We start from the raw sequence: 18617 nt of genomic DNA on the forward strand, positions 1-18617 counted from the left end.
ATGAAAAGATACTTCATCGCTTATATTTCCCTGTTGATGCTGTGGGTAACGGCCTGTAAAAAGATAGACGTTACCGGTGACGAACACACGTCCGATATCCGCACTATAGGTGACTTTATACACAATAACTACGACCTGAGCCTGTTGTCTGCCGCTTTGCAGCAAACAGGGCTGCTGGACAGTCTCAATACAGATGGGCCTTTCACCATATGGGCGCCGGACAATAAAGCGTTTAACGATATCGGCATCAAAAAGCCGGACGACTTTGACCGGATGAACAGGGACAGTCTGCGTACCGCCCTGAAAAACCTGATGCTCAAAGACCGTTTATACACGTCCGTTATCCCCACGCAGCTGGACAACCGCTACGCCTGCCTTGGCGGCATGTCGTCCTATATTTCCGTGGGCGTTATAGGCACCAACGCTGATGCCTTTCCCACGGCCTTTAACGGAAGCCTGGTATATGATGTGGGCAAACGTAACCTGGGCATGAAAAACGGGGTCATACATATACTGAAAGGAGTGCCCAAATACAACGAACGAAACACGCAGGAATGGCTGGCAGCAGATACCACCCTGTCCATTTTCGTGGCTTTGCTGAAGAAAACCAACCAATGGGATGCCCTGAAGTCAGAAGGCCCGTTCACCATATATGCACCGGTGAATGACGCTTTTCGCAATTCTCAGCTGACACCCGACAGTATCGCCAAAATAGACCTGGCACGTTACAAGCCGCTGGCATTTAACATATATACGCTTGGGTTAAAACCACATCATATCCTGATGAATGATATGACGGTTATCGGCGCCACCAGCGCCCGTATTGACCTGGGAGACGGATATTCCATTAATCCCAACCCCTACGGTGGTTTTAACGTCTATGCGCCGGGAGGCAAATGGAACTACCATACCCCCGGCGGTGTAGACATTGCGGATGGTGCAAAAGGACGGGATATCATGACCACCAACGGAGTGGTGAACCGTATCAATAACATCCTGTTGTACCCGGACTCCCTTTTAATCAAATAAAACCGGAAATGATGAAGAGAAAATATTTCATATATACGTTTGCGTTATTCCTGCTGTTTCTCTCCGCCTGCCGGTTAAAAGATGCACAGGTGACACCGGTGGGCAAGCCCCTGGAGTATGCCGGGCCTACCCGCAAAATCCGTGAACTGCTGGACAGCACCAACCTCACTGTTTACAAGGCTATCTGGAAAAAGGTGAATATGGATTCCGTGATCGCTGACGGAGCCTGGCAGGCCTATACATTGCTGGCACCGACAGATGACGCTTTCGCTAAAGCCGGTATCACGGCGGACAAAGTGAAGGACATACAGGTTGAAGACCTCGATACCCTGTTGTTTTACCATGTACTCGACAGCTGGCTGTCAGGCGACCAATTGAAAAAACTCACCGGCAGCAACAATATGCGTTCGCTGCTGCGGCGCACAGACCTGCCGGGCTTCTACAGCAACGACCCTTATATCTACGCGCAGTATCTGGGATATCATGACGGTAAACTGATGATTAACGGGAAACCCTACACGCTGAAGCCGCTGGAAGCCATCAACGGTACCATCTACGTGCTGGACGCGGTGCTGAACAAACCGGAGCAGGACATGTACGATTACCTGCTTAATAATCCTGAATTCAGTTACCTGATGGAAGCCTTTCGTATCAGCGACAGTATTTACCAGTTGTCGTGGAAGCAGCCCCGGATGACGGACCTGCTGAAAACAACAGCGCAATACAAATCGTTCACACTGTTTGCGCCTACCAACCGCGCTTTTCAGCAATCCGGGTTTAATACGGTGGCTGATCTCCGGCAAAGGGCATTGCTTTATGACGTGGGGGATTCCTACTACAATGATAACATGTATTACGTGAGCCCCACCACGTCATTGGACTCCGTGCTGTCGGCCAATCACCTGGATTTTAATGCTGCCATGAAGCCCAATTATCCGCTGGTGCTGTTTTTCAACGACCTGACGGACAACGCCATGTTGGCAGGTTTCCAGATCAGGCCCGGATCTACTTATCACGAAGGGCCGCAGTTTATCCGGCTTTCGTTTGCCAATAATGCCGGAAGCATTATGGTAAAGCAGCTCGGCTCATCCCTGCCTGCCCGCAAACTGGTAGCAACCGACCTGCTTTTCCGTAACGGGGTGATTCACGTGATAGACGATGGTCTGTTTATGCCATAAGGCTCATCAAAAATATTTAACAAGATGAAGAAATATATATTGTTTGGGTTGATGACAGCCGCTTTGTTTTCCTGTAAGAAGGACGACGATAACCTGTCCCGGCCTGATAAAGACAACAATAATATCCTGTACGTGATCGAGGATAATAAGTTCAATTTCTCTTTTTTCAATACCGCCATAACCGTGACCAACTATGGTCCCACTTTCCGCGAGAAGGGCCCGTACACCGTGCTGATACCGGATGATAACGCTTTTCAAAAATCCGGTTATAATACTGTTTCAGACGTGGCCAAGGAGAAAGGCGCAGTGCTGATGAACATGGTAAAGTATCATACCCTGCCGGGAAAATGGCAGCTGGACAAACTGCCTTTCCGGTTTAATCAGCCGGTCACCACCGCTACAGGCGCGCAACTGTACGTTACCCATTGGGTACACGGAACAGACACCGTTATCGTGGTGAACGGCACCCGTGTGACAGCGCTCAATATGCCTGCCAGCAACGGATTGATACAGGTGATTAATACCGTGCTGAACCCGCTGGTGCAGGATAAGCTGAGCGACGCCGTGGCCGCAGAGCCGTCGCTGACTTATTTCAACGCCGCCCTGCAACGCGCAGGCCTGAAAGATCTGCTGAAAGGCGACGGTCCGCTCACCATATTCGCCCCCGGCAACGACGCTTTCATCAATGCCGGTTTTCCTACCACCGACAGCATTGTGCAAACCGATCCCGCATTGCTGCGCAACCTGCTACAGTTCCATATGCTGGCCACCCGCCGCTTCGTATATGACTACGTGTTGACAACTGACAACAGCAACCAGACGCAGCAGAATATGCTCAACAACAGCGCCACCACCGTTAACCTGCAAAATAACGGCAACGACTATAGTATCACCATCCAGGGAGCCGGTAACCGGCAACCGGCTCAGGTGCTGAAGTCCAATGTGCTGACCAACAACGGGGTGTTGCATATTATCGATCAGGTATTAACGGAAAACTTCTGATGCGTTATTTAAAATGATCCGAAAATGAAAAAATTATATATACTATTCAGCCTCCTGTGTGTGCTTATTGCCACGCACCTGCAGGCGCAGGAAACCAGCGGACGGCTCGACGGGCGCGTGCTGGACGGGAAGGGGCAGCCTGTGCCCGGTGTAACGGTACAGGCCATACATACGCCTACGGGCACACGTTATGGTACCGTGGCCGGTAATGACGGTCGTTACCACCTGGCTGGCCTCCGGATTGGCGGCCCCTATACAGTGCAGGCATCCATGATGGGAATGGGCACACAAACGAGAGATGGCTTGCAGGTAAGACTGGGAGAACCTTTGCAGCTGGAGCTGATATTGGAAGATAAACAGAAACAGCTGTCGGAAGTAGTGGTGAAAGGAAACAAAGTGGCCAAAGCCAGCACCTACGGTGCGGGACAGAACATCAGCAGCGCGCAGCTGAAAAATATGCCGACGATCAATCGCAGCATACAGGATATGACGCGAGTGGTGCCACAGGCATCGAAAGACAATTCCTTCGGCGGTACGAACTTCCGTTACAACAACGTCACCCTCGATGGCGCCATCAACAATGATGCGATAGGATTCAGTCCTTCTACCGGTGGCATCACCGGTACTTCCGGCATGCCCGGCGCCAGCACCCATACCAATCCGGTGTCCATGGACGCCATAGAGGATATGCAGGTATACCTCGCGCCATTCGATGTGAAGATCGGCAACTTCACCGGCGGCAGTATCAACGCGGTGACCCGTAGTGGTAGCAACACCTTCACCGGTTCCGTATATGCTTTTGGCCGTAATGCCGCTATCACCGGCAAAGACAAAGCCGGCACCCTCGGCAAAATGAACAGCGACTTCTACGATTATCAGACCGGTATACGGCTGGGCTTTCCTATCATCAAAGACAAACTGTTCTTTTTTACCAATGAAGAATTTACCGGCCGCCGCGATCCCGTGCAACTGCTGGCAGGACAGCCTGAAACGGCGCAGATACTCTCTGCAAAAGACGAGCAGGATATCCGCAATGCCACGCTGCAGCGCTACGGAAATGCCTTTGATCCCGGCACCGGCGGCGCTTTCAGCGCTAAAAGCAATTCCCATAAATTCTTTAATCGCCTTGACTGGAACATCAACGATAAACATCAGCTGTCTGTCCGCAACAATACCATCCTTTCTGAAGCCATGATGATGGACCGGGACCAGGCCGATTTCCGCTTCACCAGTATGGCTTACAAACAAACCAACAACCAGACGTCCACTGTGGCGGAACTGAAATCCCGCTTCAGTCCTCAGCTGGCCAACAGCCTTATCGTTGGTTTTACATCGGTGAAGGATAAACGTGATCCGCAGTCCGATCCTGCATTGCCGCAGGTACAGATCATGGGCCGCACGCCAGGCACTACCATCTATCTGGGCACAGACAGGGAAGCGGCTATTTTTAACATGCGGCAGCGCACCTGGGAAATCACTGATAACGTGACCCTCTACAAAGGAAAACACACCTTCCTCTTTGGTACGCACAATGAACTATATCATATCAACTATGGCTTTGTGAACAGCTGGAACGGCCGTGTGGATTATCTCAGCATAGATGATTATCTCCAAAACAATCCATGGCGCGTAAGGGGTAGCTATAACTATACAGACAACAGCAGGGCCTATATTATGGACCACCCGCAGTCCTTTAACCTGGACATGTTGAGCGCCTATGCACAGGACGAAATTCAGCTGACAGACAAACTGAAAATTACGCCGGGTATCAGGGCCGACTATACGTTGTTGCCGGAAAAACCAACGTTGAGCGACAAAACCCAAACCGCCATCCAGGACGGTTTCCTCGGCACTACTTACTACTACACGCCACTGAACCGGATCACCAACCATTATCTTAACAGGGTACAGATCTCTCCACGCCTGGGCTTCCGTTACGACTGGATGGGCAATCAGCGCCTGATTCTACGAGGTGGAATCGGTATGTTCACCGGCAGGATTCCGCTCGCCTGGCTGGCCTATGCCTATTACAATAATGGCGACACGTACGGCGCATTCGATCAGAAAGCTGACCAGCAGGCATTCGTAAAAGGTTCCGATCCGCTGAAAGGCGGTAACAACGGCATCGGCGGGTTCATTGAACAAAATGGCGCTGTGCTGAACAATAAAAACACCGGTAAAACGCAGGTGGACGTGGTGGACAATAACTTTGTGATGCCGAAAGTGCTGCGTACCAGTCTCGCCGCTGACTATACTACGGTATCAGGCTATAAGTTCACCATAGAGGGTATCTATACCAGGAGCCTGAAAGATGTGATGTTCAAACAGGTGAATATTAAAGATGACCCGCGTTATTACGGGTATGATGTAAATCAGTCGCAGCCTGTATTTGGCGGCAGCATAGATCCCCGCTTCGCCAATGCGTATGAATTAAGCAATACCAATAAAGGCTACCGCTACAGTCTCACCGGCAGCATCAACAGGAATTATGCATTCGGATTAAATGCAGGGCTGTCTTATACCTACGGTGAATCAAAAGACGTGGCCAATGGCATTCGTAACTCTATGGAGAGCAACTGGCAGCTGAACCAGGCGCTGAACCCCAACAATCCCGGCCTTGCGTATTCCAATTTCGATATCCGTCACCGCATTGTTGTGCATGTAGACTACCGCAAGGCGTGGGACAAAAAATGGGTCAGCAGCTTCTCATTGTTTGTCAGCGCGCAGTCCGGTTCTCCGTTCACCTACGGTATCGTGAACAACAGCATCCAGGGGTTGCCGCAGCAGGTAAGCCTGGTGTATATTCCACAGGCTACAGAGGCGGTCCGTTATTTCCAGGATTATACAGATGCGGCGGGTAATGCGGTAACAGCAGCGGCCCAGGCAGAAGCCTTTAACCGCTATGTGGATGGCAACGCATACCTGCGTAGCCGTCGCGATAATTTCACTGAAAGGAATGCTGGCCGTACGCCCTGGAACACACAGGCCGACTTCCACTTCGGGCAGGAGTATCATTTCTCTGGCCGTCCGGGCAGCAGCTTCCTCACCTTTACACTGGACGTGATGAACCTCACCAATCTGCTGAACAAAGACTGGGGCAGGTCATATTTCTCGCCTAATACTTTCAACTCAACAGCCAGTGTGGGATTGACACCTTTTTATCCCGGCCGGCAGAGCAAAGAGAATTATCCGGTGTACATGTTTTCAGATCCGGGAAAACCTTATGCGGTTGATTTCTTTAATTCCCGCTACCAGTTGCAGCTGGGAATGAGGTATTCATTTTAGGTAATCGATATCAAATTAAAAAGTGATGAAACAATTTATATATTTTTTAGCAGGCGCCATGCTCATGCTGGCTGCCTGCAAAAAAGACCATAAGGAGGTAGAGACGCCGCTGACGGTTTCCGGCTTTATGCCGGGCAGTGGTAACCCCGGTACGGTGGTGACTATACGCGGAACGGGTTTTAGCCGTACGCTGGAGTCCAATGAAGTAGCTTTCAATGGGACTGCCGCCCGGGTAGTCAGCGCCAACGATTCCGTGCTGGTGGTACAGGCCCCGGACAAAGGCACTACCGGCCCCATAACAGTTAAGAGCGGCGACCGCACCATACAAGGCGGTACCTATACCTATCAGGCATTGAGTATTCACGGTATTACACCTGCCAATGGTCCGGCCGGTACGAACGTATATATTTCAGGCGCCGGTTTCACCGCGACCGACGGCCCGGCTGAAGTGACCATCAACGGACATGCAGCCATTATTGCGAATTCCAACGATACCCTGCTGGTCGTGATAGTGCCTGCAGATGCCGGTGCCGGCGCGATAGAAGTGAAAGTGAACGGTACACATGCCACTGGTCCGGCATTCAACTATCAGTCCATTGCGCAGATCAAACCTGTGAAAGGCGGCGCTGGTACGCAGGTAACGCTGACAGGTTCCGGTTTTGATCCGGTTGTTGCCAATAATCAGGTTTCCTTCAACGGAGCTGTGGCCACCGTGGTCAGTGCCACCGCCACGTCACTGGTGGTGATAGCGCCGGCCAATGTAAAAACCGGTCCGGTGTCGCTGACCATGAACGGGCAGAAAACCACTGGTCCTGTATTTACGCAGGTGCCGCCGCCTTCTGTCAAGACGGTAGCGCCGCTCAGTGGCCCGGTTGGCAGCACTGTTACCATCATGGGAGATGAGTTCAGCGATATCACCGACGAAGATTCCGTATTTATCAATGGCACGGCAACGCATATATTAAGTGCCATGAAGGGCCAGCTGGTGGTCACTGTTCCTCCCGGCACCACGTCCGGTACGCTTAAAGTAGTGGTAAACGGCCAGGAGGTAAATGGCCCGCGTTATACCGTACAGGCGTTAGGGGTAGCGGAGCTGTTGCCTGACAACGGGTTGGCTGGCACCGTGATCAGGATCAGGGGTACCGGCTTTGACCCTGTGGCGGCCAATAACCATGTTACCATTAATGGCCTGGCGCTGACAATCAATACGGCCACCGATACCGTGTTGACCGCTACGATACCTACCGGTATCACTACCGGCGCCTTGCAGATCACTACCGGCAGCCTGTCGGCCACAGGGCCGCTGTTTCGCAGGGCGGGCGTCAGCCTGTTCTATCAAGGCGCCATGGTGGTGGCCAACCAACGGGGCATGGCCATCGACAGCAAAGGGTATGTATACCTGAGCGCCAATACAAAAATTTACAGGATCAACCCGGACGGCTCCGGTGGTACGCTGTTCGCGGGCGATGATAACTCCGGAAATGCCAACGGCACCGGCGGCGCTGCACGTTTTAACGGTATCTGTGGTCTTGCTTTTGATGCAAACGACAACCTGTATGTGGCCGATGGCTGGAACAACAGTGTCAGAAAAATCACGCAGGCAGGAGTGGTGACGACCTTCTACTCCGGTATCGAAAATCCACCGCGCTATATTACAGTCGATCCGTCAGGCAATGTGTATATAGGGTCTGAATACAACGGCACCTACCGCATTTCTGCCGATGGCTCCCAGATCAAACAGCTGTCCAGAGGTGGTTTCTCTTCGCAGTTCACTTACGTGAACGGGTCCGTGTTCTGGTCCAACACCGATGGCGGTGCGGTGTACCGCTACAATAGTGTTACCACCGAGGTCGGATTGTTTGCGGGCACCTTCTTCCAGTCAGGTTACGTGGATGGTCCGCGTGGCGTGGGCAAGCTGGACGGACCAGGTACGTTGGTGTATGATCCTGTAAGCGGATTGATTTATGTGATAGATGGCAATAATGCGTCTATTAGAAGCATATCACCGGCAGATGGCACCATTGGTACGGTCACCGGTTCGGGCGGCACTTATGAGCCGTGGCATACCGGCAATAAGAATGGTACTTTACAGGAAGCGCTTATCTCGCCGGCATCGGCGGGGTCTATGGCGGTAGACCGGCAGGGAAATATCTACTTCGTGGAAGATTTCCTGGGGCAGATCAGGAAAATAACCTTGCGCTGATAATAGCCCGATCATAAAGAAGGGTCCGTTTGTCTTCAGGCAACGGACCTTTTTTATTGCTGGTTTTCTGCGATCATCATGCCGTGAATTTTTATCGGGATTAACATGAAAATCCGCTCCGGCTTGCCGGAGCGGACACCTGTTATATTCTGATCGTACAGAATGTGGAGCTAATAAGGTTGATTGTCTTCTTCAGACAAGTTACCGAATGATGGTGGACATGTTTTTAGTATAACCACCGTGCGGCTATCTTGTCATAGTTAGACAATACAGTAGCGCCGGAATTACACTGTCCTGCATTCATCAGCGAAAGTGCGTCAGTAACAGGTGTGCCGGGGATTTGCACACCACCGGTTTGATTGGTGTGCATGATGGAAATATTATGTCCTATTTCATGCGTAATAGTACGTTGACGTTGTGCAAAGCTGTTGCCTGCAATATATGACTTGTTGATCTGGATGAGGTTACCTGCCTGACCATTGGAAGGGAAGGTGCCCTGTCCGCAGATGCCTGCGCCAAGGTTGGTGTCCTTGATCAATATGTCGTAGGACGTACCGGTAACGATGCTGAGGTGTAAAGCAATGTCGCCACCAATATTGTTCCACTGGTCAATGGCAGAATTGATTTCCGCCATCATGGAAGTCATGCTGGCATCTACTTTGATACGAACATTCAATGCGTTGGCTGCGGTCAGTTTGCTGCCTGTCCATTGTTGCTCGGTGGAAGCTTTGCCATCAGGGACTACCATGTCTTTGGGGAAGCGGATGTCTCCATCGACGATATATGCGTCGCCGTTATCAACGATGTCGCTTTTGGAAAAGCCCAGGCGTTGAATGTAAGACATCACTTTGTCTGCGTTATCTTTTTTTTCCTGGACTACAGGTACATCAGCATTTTTGCTACAGGATGCCAATAGTAATGCTGACAGTACAGTAAAGGCGAGTGTTTGAAGGGTTTTTTTCATGGCTAATTTAATTTGGTGATTGAGGGGGACGATCAAAATATACAGGATAACATGTACAGTAGCGGAAATATGGCTATTTCGCTTCACTACCGGAATGTTTTGTGATTCAGACTGGTTGTATGTGCGCTGACGGATTTTATTTGTTTGTAAAGCAATGACAGCATAGCTTTCCGGGTATAAAGCAAATGCGTGGCATTCCTATCGTGCAGACAGATTTAGTATTTGTGAATATTGTTGAAATTAATAACGGTTTAGAAAAATCACTTTGTCAAACGGGTTTGATCAGGTTTTCGTTGTGCTCGTCGTGCTTGAAGCGTGTGCCGTGCTTTTGTGTACAGATTTTGGTTTCTAGTCAGCAATAATATAATAAACAATTCAAAAAAAGAATTTTTTTTGAACGAAAAACGTTTTACCATAATGATAATTGTTTTAGTTATTTGAAGAATGCCTTGCATTCTTCAAATAACTAAAACAACAGAATCTCTAAACAATAAAATGATGGCGGAACGTTTGTAGCCAATTCTTTTCACGGTCCCAGAGCAGTGCGTTCTTTTTTCCTGTCAGCAGTTCGTAGAGCTTTTTTATCTCGGGGTTACCGGCAACATGCTGCACCAGGAATTCAAGCGCAAAGATGATTTCTGTTTTACCATCGGTGCTGATCGCCTCTATGGCCCGTTGTTTGGCCACCAGTTGTTTTACCCGCCTGATAAGATCAGGCACCACCTTTTCGTCACCGTATTTAATGACGCCGTGCAGGGCGGTGAACTTGTTTTTGCCGTTTTCCAGTTGTTCGCGGAAAAGGTCGAGATAGGACGCATCGCCTAATTTCAGAATGGCGCTCAGTGCGGTGCCGGAGACATCCTGCTTTTTGTGTTCCAGCAATTTCACGAGATAAGGCAGACTGGCAGGCGACCCTGATGTGGCCAGGGCGATGTTGGCATATATCAGGGCGTATTCATTTTTACTGGTGCTGATAACTTCCAGCAGGGCTTCCTCAGCCGTTTTCTCCGCGGAACGGGACAGCGCTTTGATAGCACTTTGGCTGACCTGCCACGAACTACTTTTCACCGCCTGGACCAGGGGCGTAAGATCGGTGCCTGCCGGCTTTTCCAGATCTGCGAGGTGGTCCAGTATATTCGATTGAATATATTTGTCTTTTTCTTTTGTTACCCGGGAGATAAGAAACTCCATCGCTTCCCGGTTGTCGGTATTTTCTGCGATATGCGCGAGCGTAAAGTAGGCGCTCTTGCGTCGCCGCGCATCTTTCTCCGTGTTGATGAAAGTGATCAACTGGGGAATATGGGCGGTATTGTTGAGTTTTTCCGCTTCTCTCAGCGCAGCCCATGAAATGGTGGTGCTGCTGCTTACGCCCGGCGGCGGAGGCCAGTCGCTGGTGTCATTCATACGGTCGATCAGTTCAGTCAGATATTGGTCCATGGCGGATGAAAGAATTAATGAAGGGCTAAATATAAGCAATTGTCCGCTAGGATGTTACAGGCCAATGTTCATGCGTGGTTATTTCCGCTTTAACCGCTCCAGGAACTGCTGCCGGTAGGTAAGCCCTATCGGTAATGACACCTTATGAAGCATCACCATGTTTTTTTCATACATCGTAATATGCCGGAGGGAAATAACGTATGACTTGTGTATGCGGACAAAATGCTGCGGGGGCAACAGTTTCATCAGCTCGTTCATGTTCATCAGCGCCATCAGCTTTTTTTCTGTCGTATGGAATTGCATGTAGTTACCGGCAGCTTCAATATACAGGATGTTGTTTGTCCGGACGCGGTGCCACTGTGAGCCGCTTTTGATCACGACCTCTTCTTCCGCGGGCGTATTGCCTGATTTGTTGCCGGCTGCGGCAACAGCTTTATTGACGGCTCTCAGGAAACGGGGATAGTTGATGGGCTTCAGCAGGTAATCAACGGCATTGTATTCATAACTTTCCGCCCCAAATGCCGCATAGGCGGTGGTAAACACCACCATGGGCTGCACCGGCAGAGAGGCCAGCAGGTGCATGCCGGACAGCCCCGGCATATTGATGTCGAGGAATAGGAGGTGTACCTCTTCCCGCAACAGGTACTCCATGGCTTTAAACGGATTGGTGAAACTGCCGGCCAACTGCAGCCGGGGTGTTTGTTCTATGTAACGTTGCGTCAATGCCAGGGCTAAAGGCTCGTCATCCACCACTATACATTTCATGGCTGTTTAAATTTATTTCAAGCAGGATGTCAAAATGATGATCGTTATTGTTGATGTGCAGCTGGTGCCCGGAAGGATATAGTAACGCGAGCCGCTTTTTTACATTGGCCAGCCCCACGCCGCCCACCTGCGGGATGGCTGTTGCCGGCGTTCCCCCTGCGCTGTTTTTTACGGAGAAAGACAACTTATTGTCCACCACCAGCAGTTGTATGTCGATGTAAGACAGCTCACCCAGTCTGATACCGTGTTTGAAGGCGTTCTCCACAAAGGGGAGCAATAACAGCGGGGCTATCTGGTGATGGCTGTCTGCCTGGTGGTAAAACCGGATATCCGCCCGGATCTCATCAGAGATCCTGAATTGCTGTAATTCAATATAATCTTCAATGTAGGTGATCTCTTGTTCCAGCAGTACCTGTTCCTCATTGCTTTCATACAACATATACCTGATCAGATAGCTGAGCTTGTCGATAATACCGGCAGTACGGGCATCGCCATACAGCGTGGCGCTGGCATAGGCGGTATTGAGCGTGTTGAAAAGAAAATGAGGGTTGACCTGCGCCTTCAGAAAATTCAGTTCCGCTTTCAGTTTTTCCTGCTGTATCACCTGCTGCTGCGCTTCCTTTTTTAGCCAGGTGCGAGTGAAACCATAGCCCATGGCCAGGCTCAGCAGGATAAGGTCGAAAACGGCGTTGATCAGGATTTGTTCTTCGAATGACTCTTTTTGTGTAGATACAATACTGTCGAAAAAGAGGAAATCGATGACAGACTTCAGTGTGGTGGTGCCGATATAAAGCAGCAGCAGTTGCAGTGCCAGCTGTTTCTTTTTTTTCAGCGCAGCACCCCGGGGGATGATGATCAGCGACGCAGTATAAAACATGGCGGCATTGATCAGCGTGCCCACTGTCAGCGGATAAAAAAGCGTATGCTCCCTGCTGCTGAAAACACCAATGGTGTCGGCAACGAAGGCAAAGAGCAGATAGGCGCAGGTCCAGATGAGCAGGTGGATAATAACTTCAATGCGTTTTCTTTTCAAGTACCGTGATTTACGGATGAATGTAAAGCTATTCCCGTGTATGGGGAAAAAGAGTTGATGAACCGGTGTTTTTTTTATTTGAAATGCGTAGACAGTGTTAACCGGTATATACAGATAGCCGTGGGCGTTATTCGTGTATTAGCTGTGGCCGCCGTTGGATACAGGACTAAGTTTGCTGTAAATCACAACACATGAAACGTTTTTTTACATCGCTGTTGTTACTGACGGCAACATTTTCCATCAACGCACAGAACTTCAGGGGTATCTGGGTAGGTACGGTAAACCTTACCGGGATGGAGCCTCCGGAGGTGGCCTTCGAAATTGCTGCTGACAGCGCAGGACAGCTGCGGTCACGCATGCATATCATCAACCAGAAAGTTTTTAATATCGAAACGGAGAACCTTATGGCCATAGGGGGACAGCTGACAATGGATATTCCGGCGATGAGCACGCACTACGAAGGCCTGTTGATCAACGACAGCACCCTCTCTGGTTTTTTTCTCATGAAAGACAAACGCAAATTTCCATTCGAGCTGAAAAGGCGGGACGCCTTGCCTTCCGCTGCGCTGAGAAGGCCACAGGAACCTGTTCCGCCGTTGCCATACCGGGAAGAGGAAGTGACGTTTGTTAACCGTAAAGCCGGCGTTTCGCTGGTGGGCACGCTCAGCCTGCCGCCAGGAAAGGGGCCTTTCCCGGCGGCGGTACTTATTTCCGGCTCCGGTCCAAGTGACCGCAACGAAACAGTATTCACCCACAAGGTATTCCTGGTGCTGGCGGATTACCTTACCCGGGCCGGTATAGCGGTGCTGCGGGTAGACGACCGCGGCGTCGGTAAAAGCACCGGTGATTATGAATCCGCTACCAATGAGGACCTGGCAGACGATGCACTGGCAGGGGTACATTACCTGCAATCCAGAAAAGAACTGAATCCCCGTGCCGTCGGGCTGATCGGGCATAGCCTTGGCGGAGAAATAGCGCCTATTGCCGCCGCTTCGCCGGATATAGCTTACGCTGTGTTGATGGCTGGCAGCGCTTCGGATATGATCACGGCCTATAATGAATCCATCATGGCCGTTGGCAAAGGGAGTGGTGCCAGTGCTGAGGCTATTAAAGTAAACGTGAGGCTGATGGACAAAGTGCTGGAAGTCATTGCAGCAGAACCGAGCGACAGCATCGCCAAAATAAAGCTGGCAGCGGCATTGCTGCCGTTTGACGCAGAAGTGGCCCGGCTCTCTGCCCGCGACCGGGAAATCATGGAATTAACACAACCCCTGCATGCGGAAGAATTTTATCCTTTTTTGTCGGGCCCCAGGCGTGCCGACTTTTTTCGTGACCAGTCAGCGATTTTGCGGAAAGTGAAATGTCCGGTGCTGGCTATTAATGGCAGTAAAGACGTGCAGGTGCTGCCTGCCCAGCTGCCGCGCATTGAAAAAGCTTTGCGTGAGGGTGGTAACAAACAGGTCACCATTAAATTATTCCCCGGGAAAAACCATTTGTTTCAAAATGCTAACACAGGGCTTCCTGCGGAGTATCCGGACATCGAGCAAACTATCGCGCCGGACGTATTGGCTTATATGGCAAAATGGATCAAACAAAGGGTATATTAATTAATAGCGGCCATTATCAAATGGCCGCCATCATTTATTTTACTCCGCCTTCAGGCTTTTTACCGGATCTGCCAGTGCCGCCCTGATGGACTGAAAACTCACTGTTACAATGGTAATTGCCACCGCTCCCAGGGCCGTAACAAACAATACGCCGGCGCTGATATTGATCCGGTACTCATATTGCTGCAGCCACCGGTGCAGCAGATACCAGGTGAGCGGTGCGGCCGCTATACAGCTTAATACCGCGAGAACGACAAAATCTTTGGAAAGTAACAACCACACCTGTGATATGGAAGCTCCCAGCACTTTCCGGATACCTATTTCCTTGGTGCGTTGTTCTGCCATATAGGCCGCGAGCCCAAAGAGGCCCAGGCAGGAAATGAAAATAGCCAGTATGGCAAATACGCCGGCCAGATTACCGACCAGTGTTTCGAAACCGAACTTATCGGCATATGCATCGTTAACGAACTGGTACCGGTAAGAATAGAATGGATTGTGTTTGTTGAAAACGGGTGTCAGTGCGGCTATCGCTTTATCTGTAGGCACGCCGGGCGCCAGGCGGTAAGTGATGACGTTGGCCCAGTCGGGATTGTATAAAAACATACAGGGAGGCACTGAGGAATAAGGAGAACCCATCAGGGCGTCCTTTACAACGCCGATCACTTTCTGGGTCTTCCTCGGCTCGCTCCAGCGTATGATCTGATTGATGGGATCTTTGAAGCGCATGCGTTTAACGGCCGATTCATTCAGGACGATATAATCTGTATCAGAGGCCAGGTTGCCGGCGAAAGTCCTGCCTGCGATGACCGTCATGCCGGTGGTCTTAAAATAATCTGCGTCGGAAACAGCAGTGGTCCCCAATTCCAGCGATTCGCCGGGCTGTTTGCCCTGCCACTCCCGGATATTATTGGTTACCCATATGCCGGTAACAGGACTGGAGGACTTGGTGACGCTGCTTACCACGCCTGTTTGCAGCAGGTCGTTTTTCAAAGCGTCGTAATTGCGGTTCATATCCGGACTGTTGTCGGTCATCATCAGCCGCTGTGTATCATAGCCTTTGGGGCGGTCTTTGGCATGTTGGATCTGTTGATAGATGACTATGGTGGTAATCATCAGTGCTACGGAGCAGGTGAACTGCACCATTACCAGTACTTTTCGTGGCAGTGCAGCGGCTTTACCAGTGTGCAGGGTACCTTTCAGCACTTTCACGGGCTGGAAGGACGAAAGGTAGAAAGCAGGTCTTCCTCCTGCCAGCAGGGCTGTCAGGAGCACATAAACGGTCAGTATGCCCCAGAAAACGGCGCTGTCGTAAGGTATGCGGATATTGGAGTTTGTGAGTGCATTGAACGAAGGAAGTGCTACCTGCACTAATACCAACGAAATCACAAAGGATATCAGGGTAATCATCAATGATTCCAACAGAAACTGAAATACTAGGTCATTACGATGGGAACCAATCGCTTTTCGTATACCCACTTCCCGTGCACGCTTCTCAGAGCGGGCGGTGGAGAGGTTCATAAAATTGATACAGGCAATCAGCAACACCAGCAGCCCGATGAAGCTGAACATCTTTACATAATCCAATAATCCGCCGGACACCACGCCATTCTTAAAGTCGGCCTGCAGGTGCCACTGGCTCATCGGTTGCATGAATAACTCACTCCTGGCGATACTGTATTCTTCCACACTGTATTTTTTCAGCAACATTCTCATATTGGCAGACACCTGGTCAAAGGATGCATGAGGTTCCAGGCTTACAAATGTCTGAAAACTGTTATTACCCCATTGGGTGCCCCAGTGCAAGACCTTTACCATGTAATCCAAAGGAACAATATAGTTGAACCGAAAAGTGGAGTTGGAAGGTATGTCTTCCAATATGCCTGTCACTTTTAAGTCGGTTTGATTATCGAGACGGACGATCTGATCGAGAGGATCGGTATCGCCGAACAGTGCCTTCGCCGTGGAGGCTGTCAGCACAATGGAATGCATGTCATTCAATACATCGCCGGCTTTTCCGCGTAACAACGGATACTCAAATACTTTCAGAAAATCAGGGCCGGCGGTTACGCCATTCAGGTACAACTTTTTCTCTTTGGCCACCAGTCCGTGCCAGGCCGTCCAGTCCGTTTGGACCACATACCGGATACCGGGAACTTCCTTTTTCAGCACCTCTGCCAGCGGATAGGAGGTGGACCGCTGCGTGAGTATGTCTCCGTTATAAACGGTCTTGTACATTACCTGGCTGGTATGCTGATGGCCCGGTAGAAAGCGGTCAAAGGAAAACTGGTAATATACCCACAACCCGATCAGCAGCGCTACTGCCATACCAATGGCCAGACCGAAAATGTTCAGTGCGCTATACGCCTTGTTGTTGGTCAGGCTGCGCCAGGCTGTTTTAAAGTAATTCAGCAACATGAAAAAGGAGTTAGTCCGCGGTGATATCTGAAGAATAATGCCATAAAATAATTTATTTAATGTTACTTTATTATACTTTATAAAATATTCTATATTGTTCGATTTTAAAACAACGATGTCCGGTTTTGGCAGGCTTGTTATCTTTGAGACAAACTATCTGCTTACCGGAACAAGCACGTTTCCCCTGCGTGGTTAACTATCATCATCCAAACAACCTGTAATATGGGCAAAAGTAACAAACAGAAATTATCAGCAGCGCAACAGGCTACGTTGTTGGCTACATTAAAATTACGCTTTGAAAAAAATATGCCCCGGCATAAAGGCCTGGAGTGGGAAGAAGTGGAAACAAGGCTGAAAGCCAATGGTGACAAACTGTGGTCTCTTCAGATCATGGAGGAAACCGGCGGTGAGCCAGATGTAGTAGGGGTCGATAAAAAAACGGGGGAGTACACTTTTTATGATTGTTCTCCCGAAACGCCGGCAGGGCGAAGGAACGTATGTTATGACCGGCAAGCGCTGGACGCCAGGAAAGAACATAAACCGGCAGACAGCGCGCTGGACATGGCGGAGGCCATGGGCGTGTCCCTGCTGACAGAGGAGCAATACCAGGCGTTACAGCAGCTGGGGAAATTTGACCTGAAAACTTCCAGCTGGATAGAAACACCCGCCGCCATCAGAAAGTTGGGAGGGGCGCTGTTTTGCGACCGCCGTTATGATCATGTTTTCGTGTATCACAACGGGGCTTCTTCCTACTATGCAGTAAGAGGGTTCAGAGGGGCGTTGAAAGTATAAACTTACGTAAAGCACTATACGAAAAAAACAGCGGCCTATCTGCTTTTATGCTTTTAACCGGATTGGTGAGCGCTGCTTTGATGGCCTGTGAACTCACCGTTAAAAGCGCAATCGCGAGCATGCCTGCTATGATAAATATCGGGACGCCAGGTGTGATCCGGTAGTAAAACTCCTTCAGCCACTGGGAATTATAAGTTTTTTTTAACATCCGGTAAACGTACGATTGCGGACATCGCAGTGCAGGCATTAATGACAGCACTGCGATGTTGCTTATAGATGATATGACTGATAAAGCGCCGGCAGGAATTGTCCGAGGATGCTCATTTCTTCGTGGCAGTGTTTCTGTAAACCGGTGCCCACTTCGTCTGGATATATGCGTACCCGTGTGTCATAGTCATTCTCCAGTTCATTATCAGCGAAGTAGCCGAGCCAGAAGCGGCTTCGCATTTCGCACCCGTAGGACGTGTCTCTCACGAGGTGCACCATTTTAGCTGTCCATCCTGGTGCGCCGTCTTCTCCGAGGCGAGCATGTACAGCAGTGCTGACACCTGCTGCCGCAAAATGTTCGGTGGCCAGTAGCTCGGAAGGAGGGTGGAAATTGATTTTCAGTTTGTGTACTGTATCGCCGCCCAGCTTCTCATGTGCGATGTGGGTGCCGCCGATATACTTGCCGGTGCCACGTTCACCGATCCAGTCGCTGTACACGTGGTCTTCCGGATGCCATTGTTTGTATTGTTCGGTGGTATGCACGTAGCTGAACCACCAGTCGATCATATGCCCTTTTACGTTTATGAGGCTGCTGCGGGCGGCGACTAACAGGATGCCGTTGTCAAGTCTTTGATAACCGGCTTCAAAAGGCAGGTAGCCGGGTTGCAGGAGTTGGTTTGCTTCTTCTGGTTTCATAAAA

13 protein-coding genes are annotated in these 18617 nt (G+C 50.2%); 7 read left to right on the plus strand and 6 right to left on the minus strand.

Translation table 11 applies throughout. The features are described from left to right. Genes ACTJJS_RS04340 through ACTJJS_RS04360 form a run of 5 tightly spaced genes read left to right on the plus strand, consistent with a single transcriptional unit; the run spans nt 1 to nt 8697 of the window. Nucleotides 1–1029 carry a fasciclin domain-containing protein gene (locus ACTJJS_RS04340; RefSeq protein WP_440662572.1) on the plus strand — a complete coding sequence of 343 codons (1029 nt, stop codon included), beginning with the start codon at nt 1–3 and terminating at the stop codon, nt 1027–1029. 8 nt (nt 1030–1037) lie between these two features. Beyond that, nucleotides 1038–2207 carry a fasciclin domain-containing protein gene (locus ACTJJS_RS04345; RefSeq protein WP_440662573.1) on the plus strand — a complete coding sequence of 390 codons (1170 nt, stop codon included), beginning with the start codon at nt 1038–1040 and terminating at the stop codon, nt 2205–2207. Nucleotides 2208–2231: 24 nt separating this feature from the next. Further along, nucleotides 2232–3209 (plus strand): fasciclin domain-containing protein, encoded by a 978-nt coding sequence (locus ACTJJS_RS04350; protein ID WP_440662574.1) that lies wholly within the window; start codon nt 2232–2234, stop codon nt 3207–3209. Between the two features lie 24 nt (nt 3210–3233). Beyond that, a complete protein-coding gene (locus ACTJJS_RS04355; RefSeq protein WP_440662575.1) occupies nt 3234–6494 on the plus strand; it encodes a TonB-dependent receptor in 3261 nt (1086 codons plus the stop codon). Nucleotides 6495–6519: 25 nt separating this feature from the next. Then, a complete protein-coding gene (locus ACTJJS_RS04360; protein WP_440662576.1) occupies nt 6520–8697 on the plus strand; it encodes an IPT/TIG domain-containing protein in 2178 nt (725 codons plus the stop codon). A gap of 226 nt (nt 8698–8923) precedes the next feature. Here the strand turns inward: ACTJJS_RS04360 and ACTJJS_RS04365 are convergent, their stop codons facing one another. The 4 genes from ACTJJS_RS04365 to ACTJJS_RS04380 all read right to left on the minus strand — a co-directional run bounded on the left by ACTJJS_RS04365 (nt 8924) and on the right by ACTJJS_RS04380 (nt 12896). Next, nucleotides 8924–9661 (minus strand): M57 family metalloprotease, encoded by a 738-nt coding sequence (locus ACTJJS_RS04365; protein ID WP_440662577.1) that lies wholly within the window; start codon nt 9659–9661, stop codon nt 8924–8926. Between the two features lie 483 nt (nt 9662–10144). Beyond that, nucleotides 10145–11098 (minus strand): HEAT repeat domain-containing protein, encoded by a 954-nt coding sequence (locus ACTJJS_RS04370; RefSeq protein WP_168869076.1) that lies wholly within the window; start codon nt 11096–11098, stop codon nt 10145–10147. Between the two features lie 78 nt (nt 11099–11176). Then, nucleotides 11177–11863, minus strand: coding sequence for a LytR/AlgR family response regulator transcription factor (locus ACTJJS_RS04375; protein WP_440662578.1), 687 nt, complete (start codon nt 11861–11863; stop codon nt 11177–11179). After that, complete coding sequence (locus tag ACTJJS_RS04380; protein WP_440662579.1) at nt 11841–12896, minus strand: sensor histidine kinase; 1056 nt, start codon at nt 12894–12896, stop codon at nt 11841–11843. The genes ACTJJS_RS04375 and ACTJJS_RS04380 overlap by 23 nt, the downstream gene beginning before the upstream one ends. A gap of 191 nt (nt 12897–13087) precedes the next feature. Between ACTJJS_RS04380 and ACTJJS_RS04385 the strand changes: the two genes are divergently transcribed. Further along, nucleotides 13088–14503, plus strand: a complete 1416-nt coding sequence (locus tag ACTJJS_RS04385; RefSeq protein ID WP_440662580.1) for an alpha/beta hydrolase family protein — start codon at nt 13088–13090, stop codon at nt 14501–14503. Nucleotides 14504–14542: 39 nt separating this feature from the next. On the opposite strand, the gene ACTJJS_RS04390 is transcribed toward ACTJJS_RS04385, so the two are convergent. Beyond that, entirely contained in the window at nt 14543–16918 is a 2376-nt protein-coding gene (locus tag ACTJJS_RS04390; RefSeq protein ID WP_440662581.1) for an ABC transporter permease, read from the minus strand. A gap of 222 nt (nt 16919–17140) precedes the next feature. On the opposite strand from ACTJJS_RS04390, the gene ACTJJS_RS04395 reads away from it, so the two are divergent. After that, nucleotides 17141–17710: a DUF4256 domain-containing protein gene (locus tag ACTJJS_RS04395; protein ID WP_440662582.1), complete on the plus strand. Its 570-nt coding sequence runs from the start codon at nt 17141–17143 to the stop codon at nt 17708–17710. Between the two features lie 270 nt (nt 17711–17980). Here ACTJJS_RS04395 and ACTJJS_RS04400 read toward each other — a convergent pair whose 3' ends face one another. Further along, on the minus strand, nt 17981–18613 hold the full coding sequence (locus ACTJJS_RS04400) for a DAPG hydrolase family protein (RefSeq protein ID WP_440662583.1): 633 nt from the start codon (nt 18611–18613) through the stop codon (nt 17981–17983). Between the last annotated feature and the right edge of the window lie 4 nt (nt 18614–18617).

It is taken from the genome of Chitinophaga sp. 22308 (genome assembly GCF_052045305.1).
In the GTDB taxonomy this organism is placed as follows: Bacteria; Bacteroidota; Bacteroidia; order Chitinophagales; family Chitinophagaceae; genus Chitinophaga; species Chitinophaga varians_A.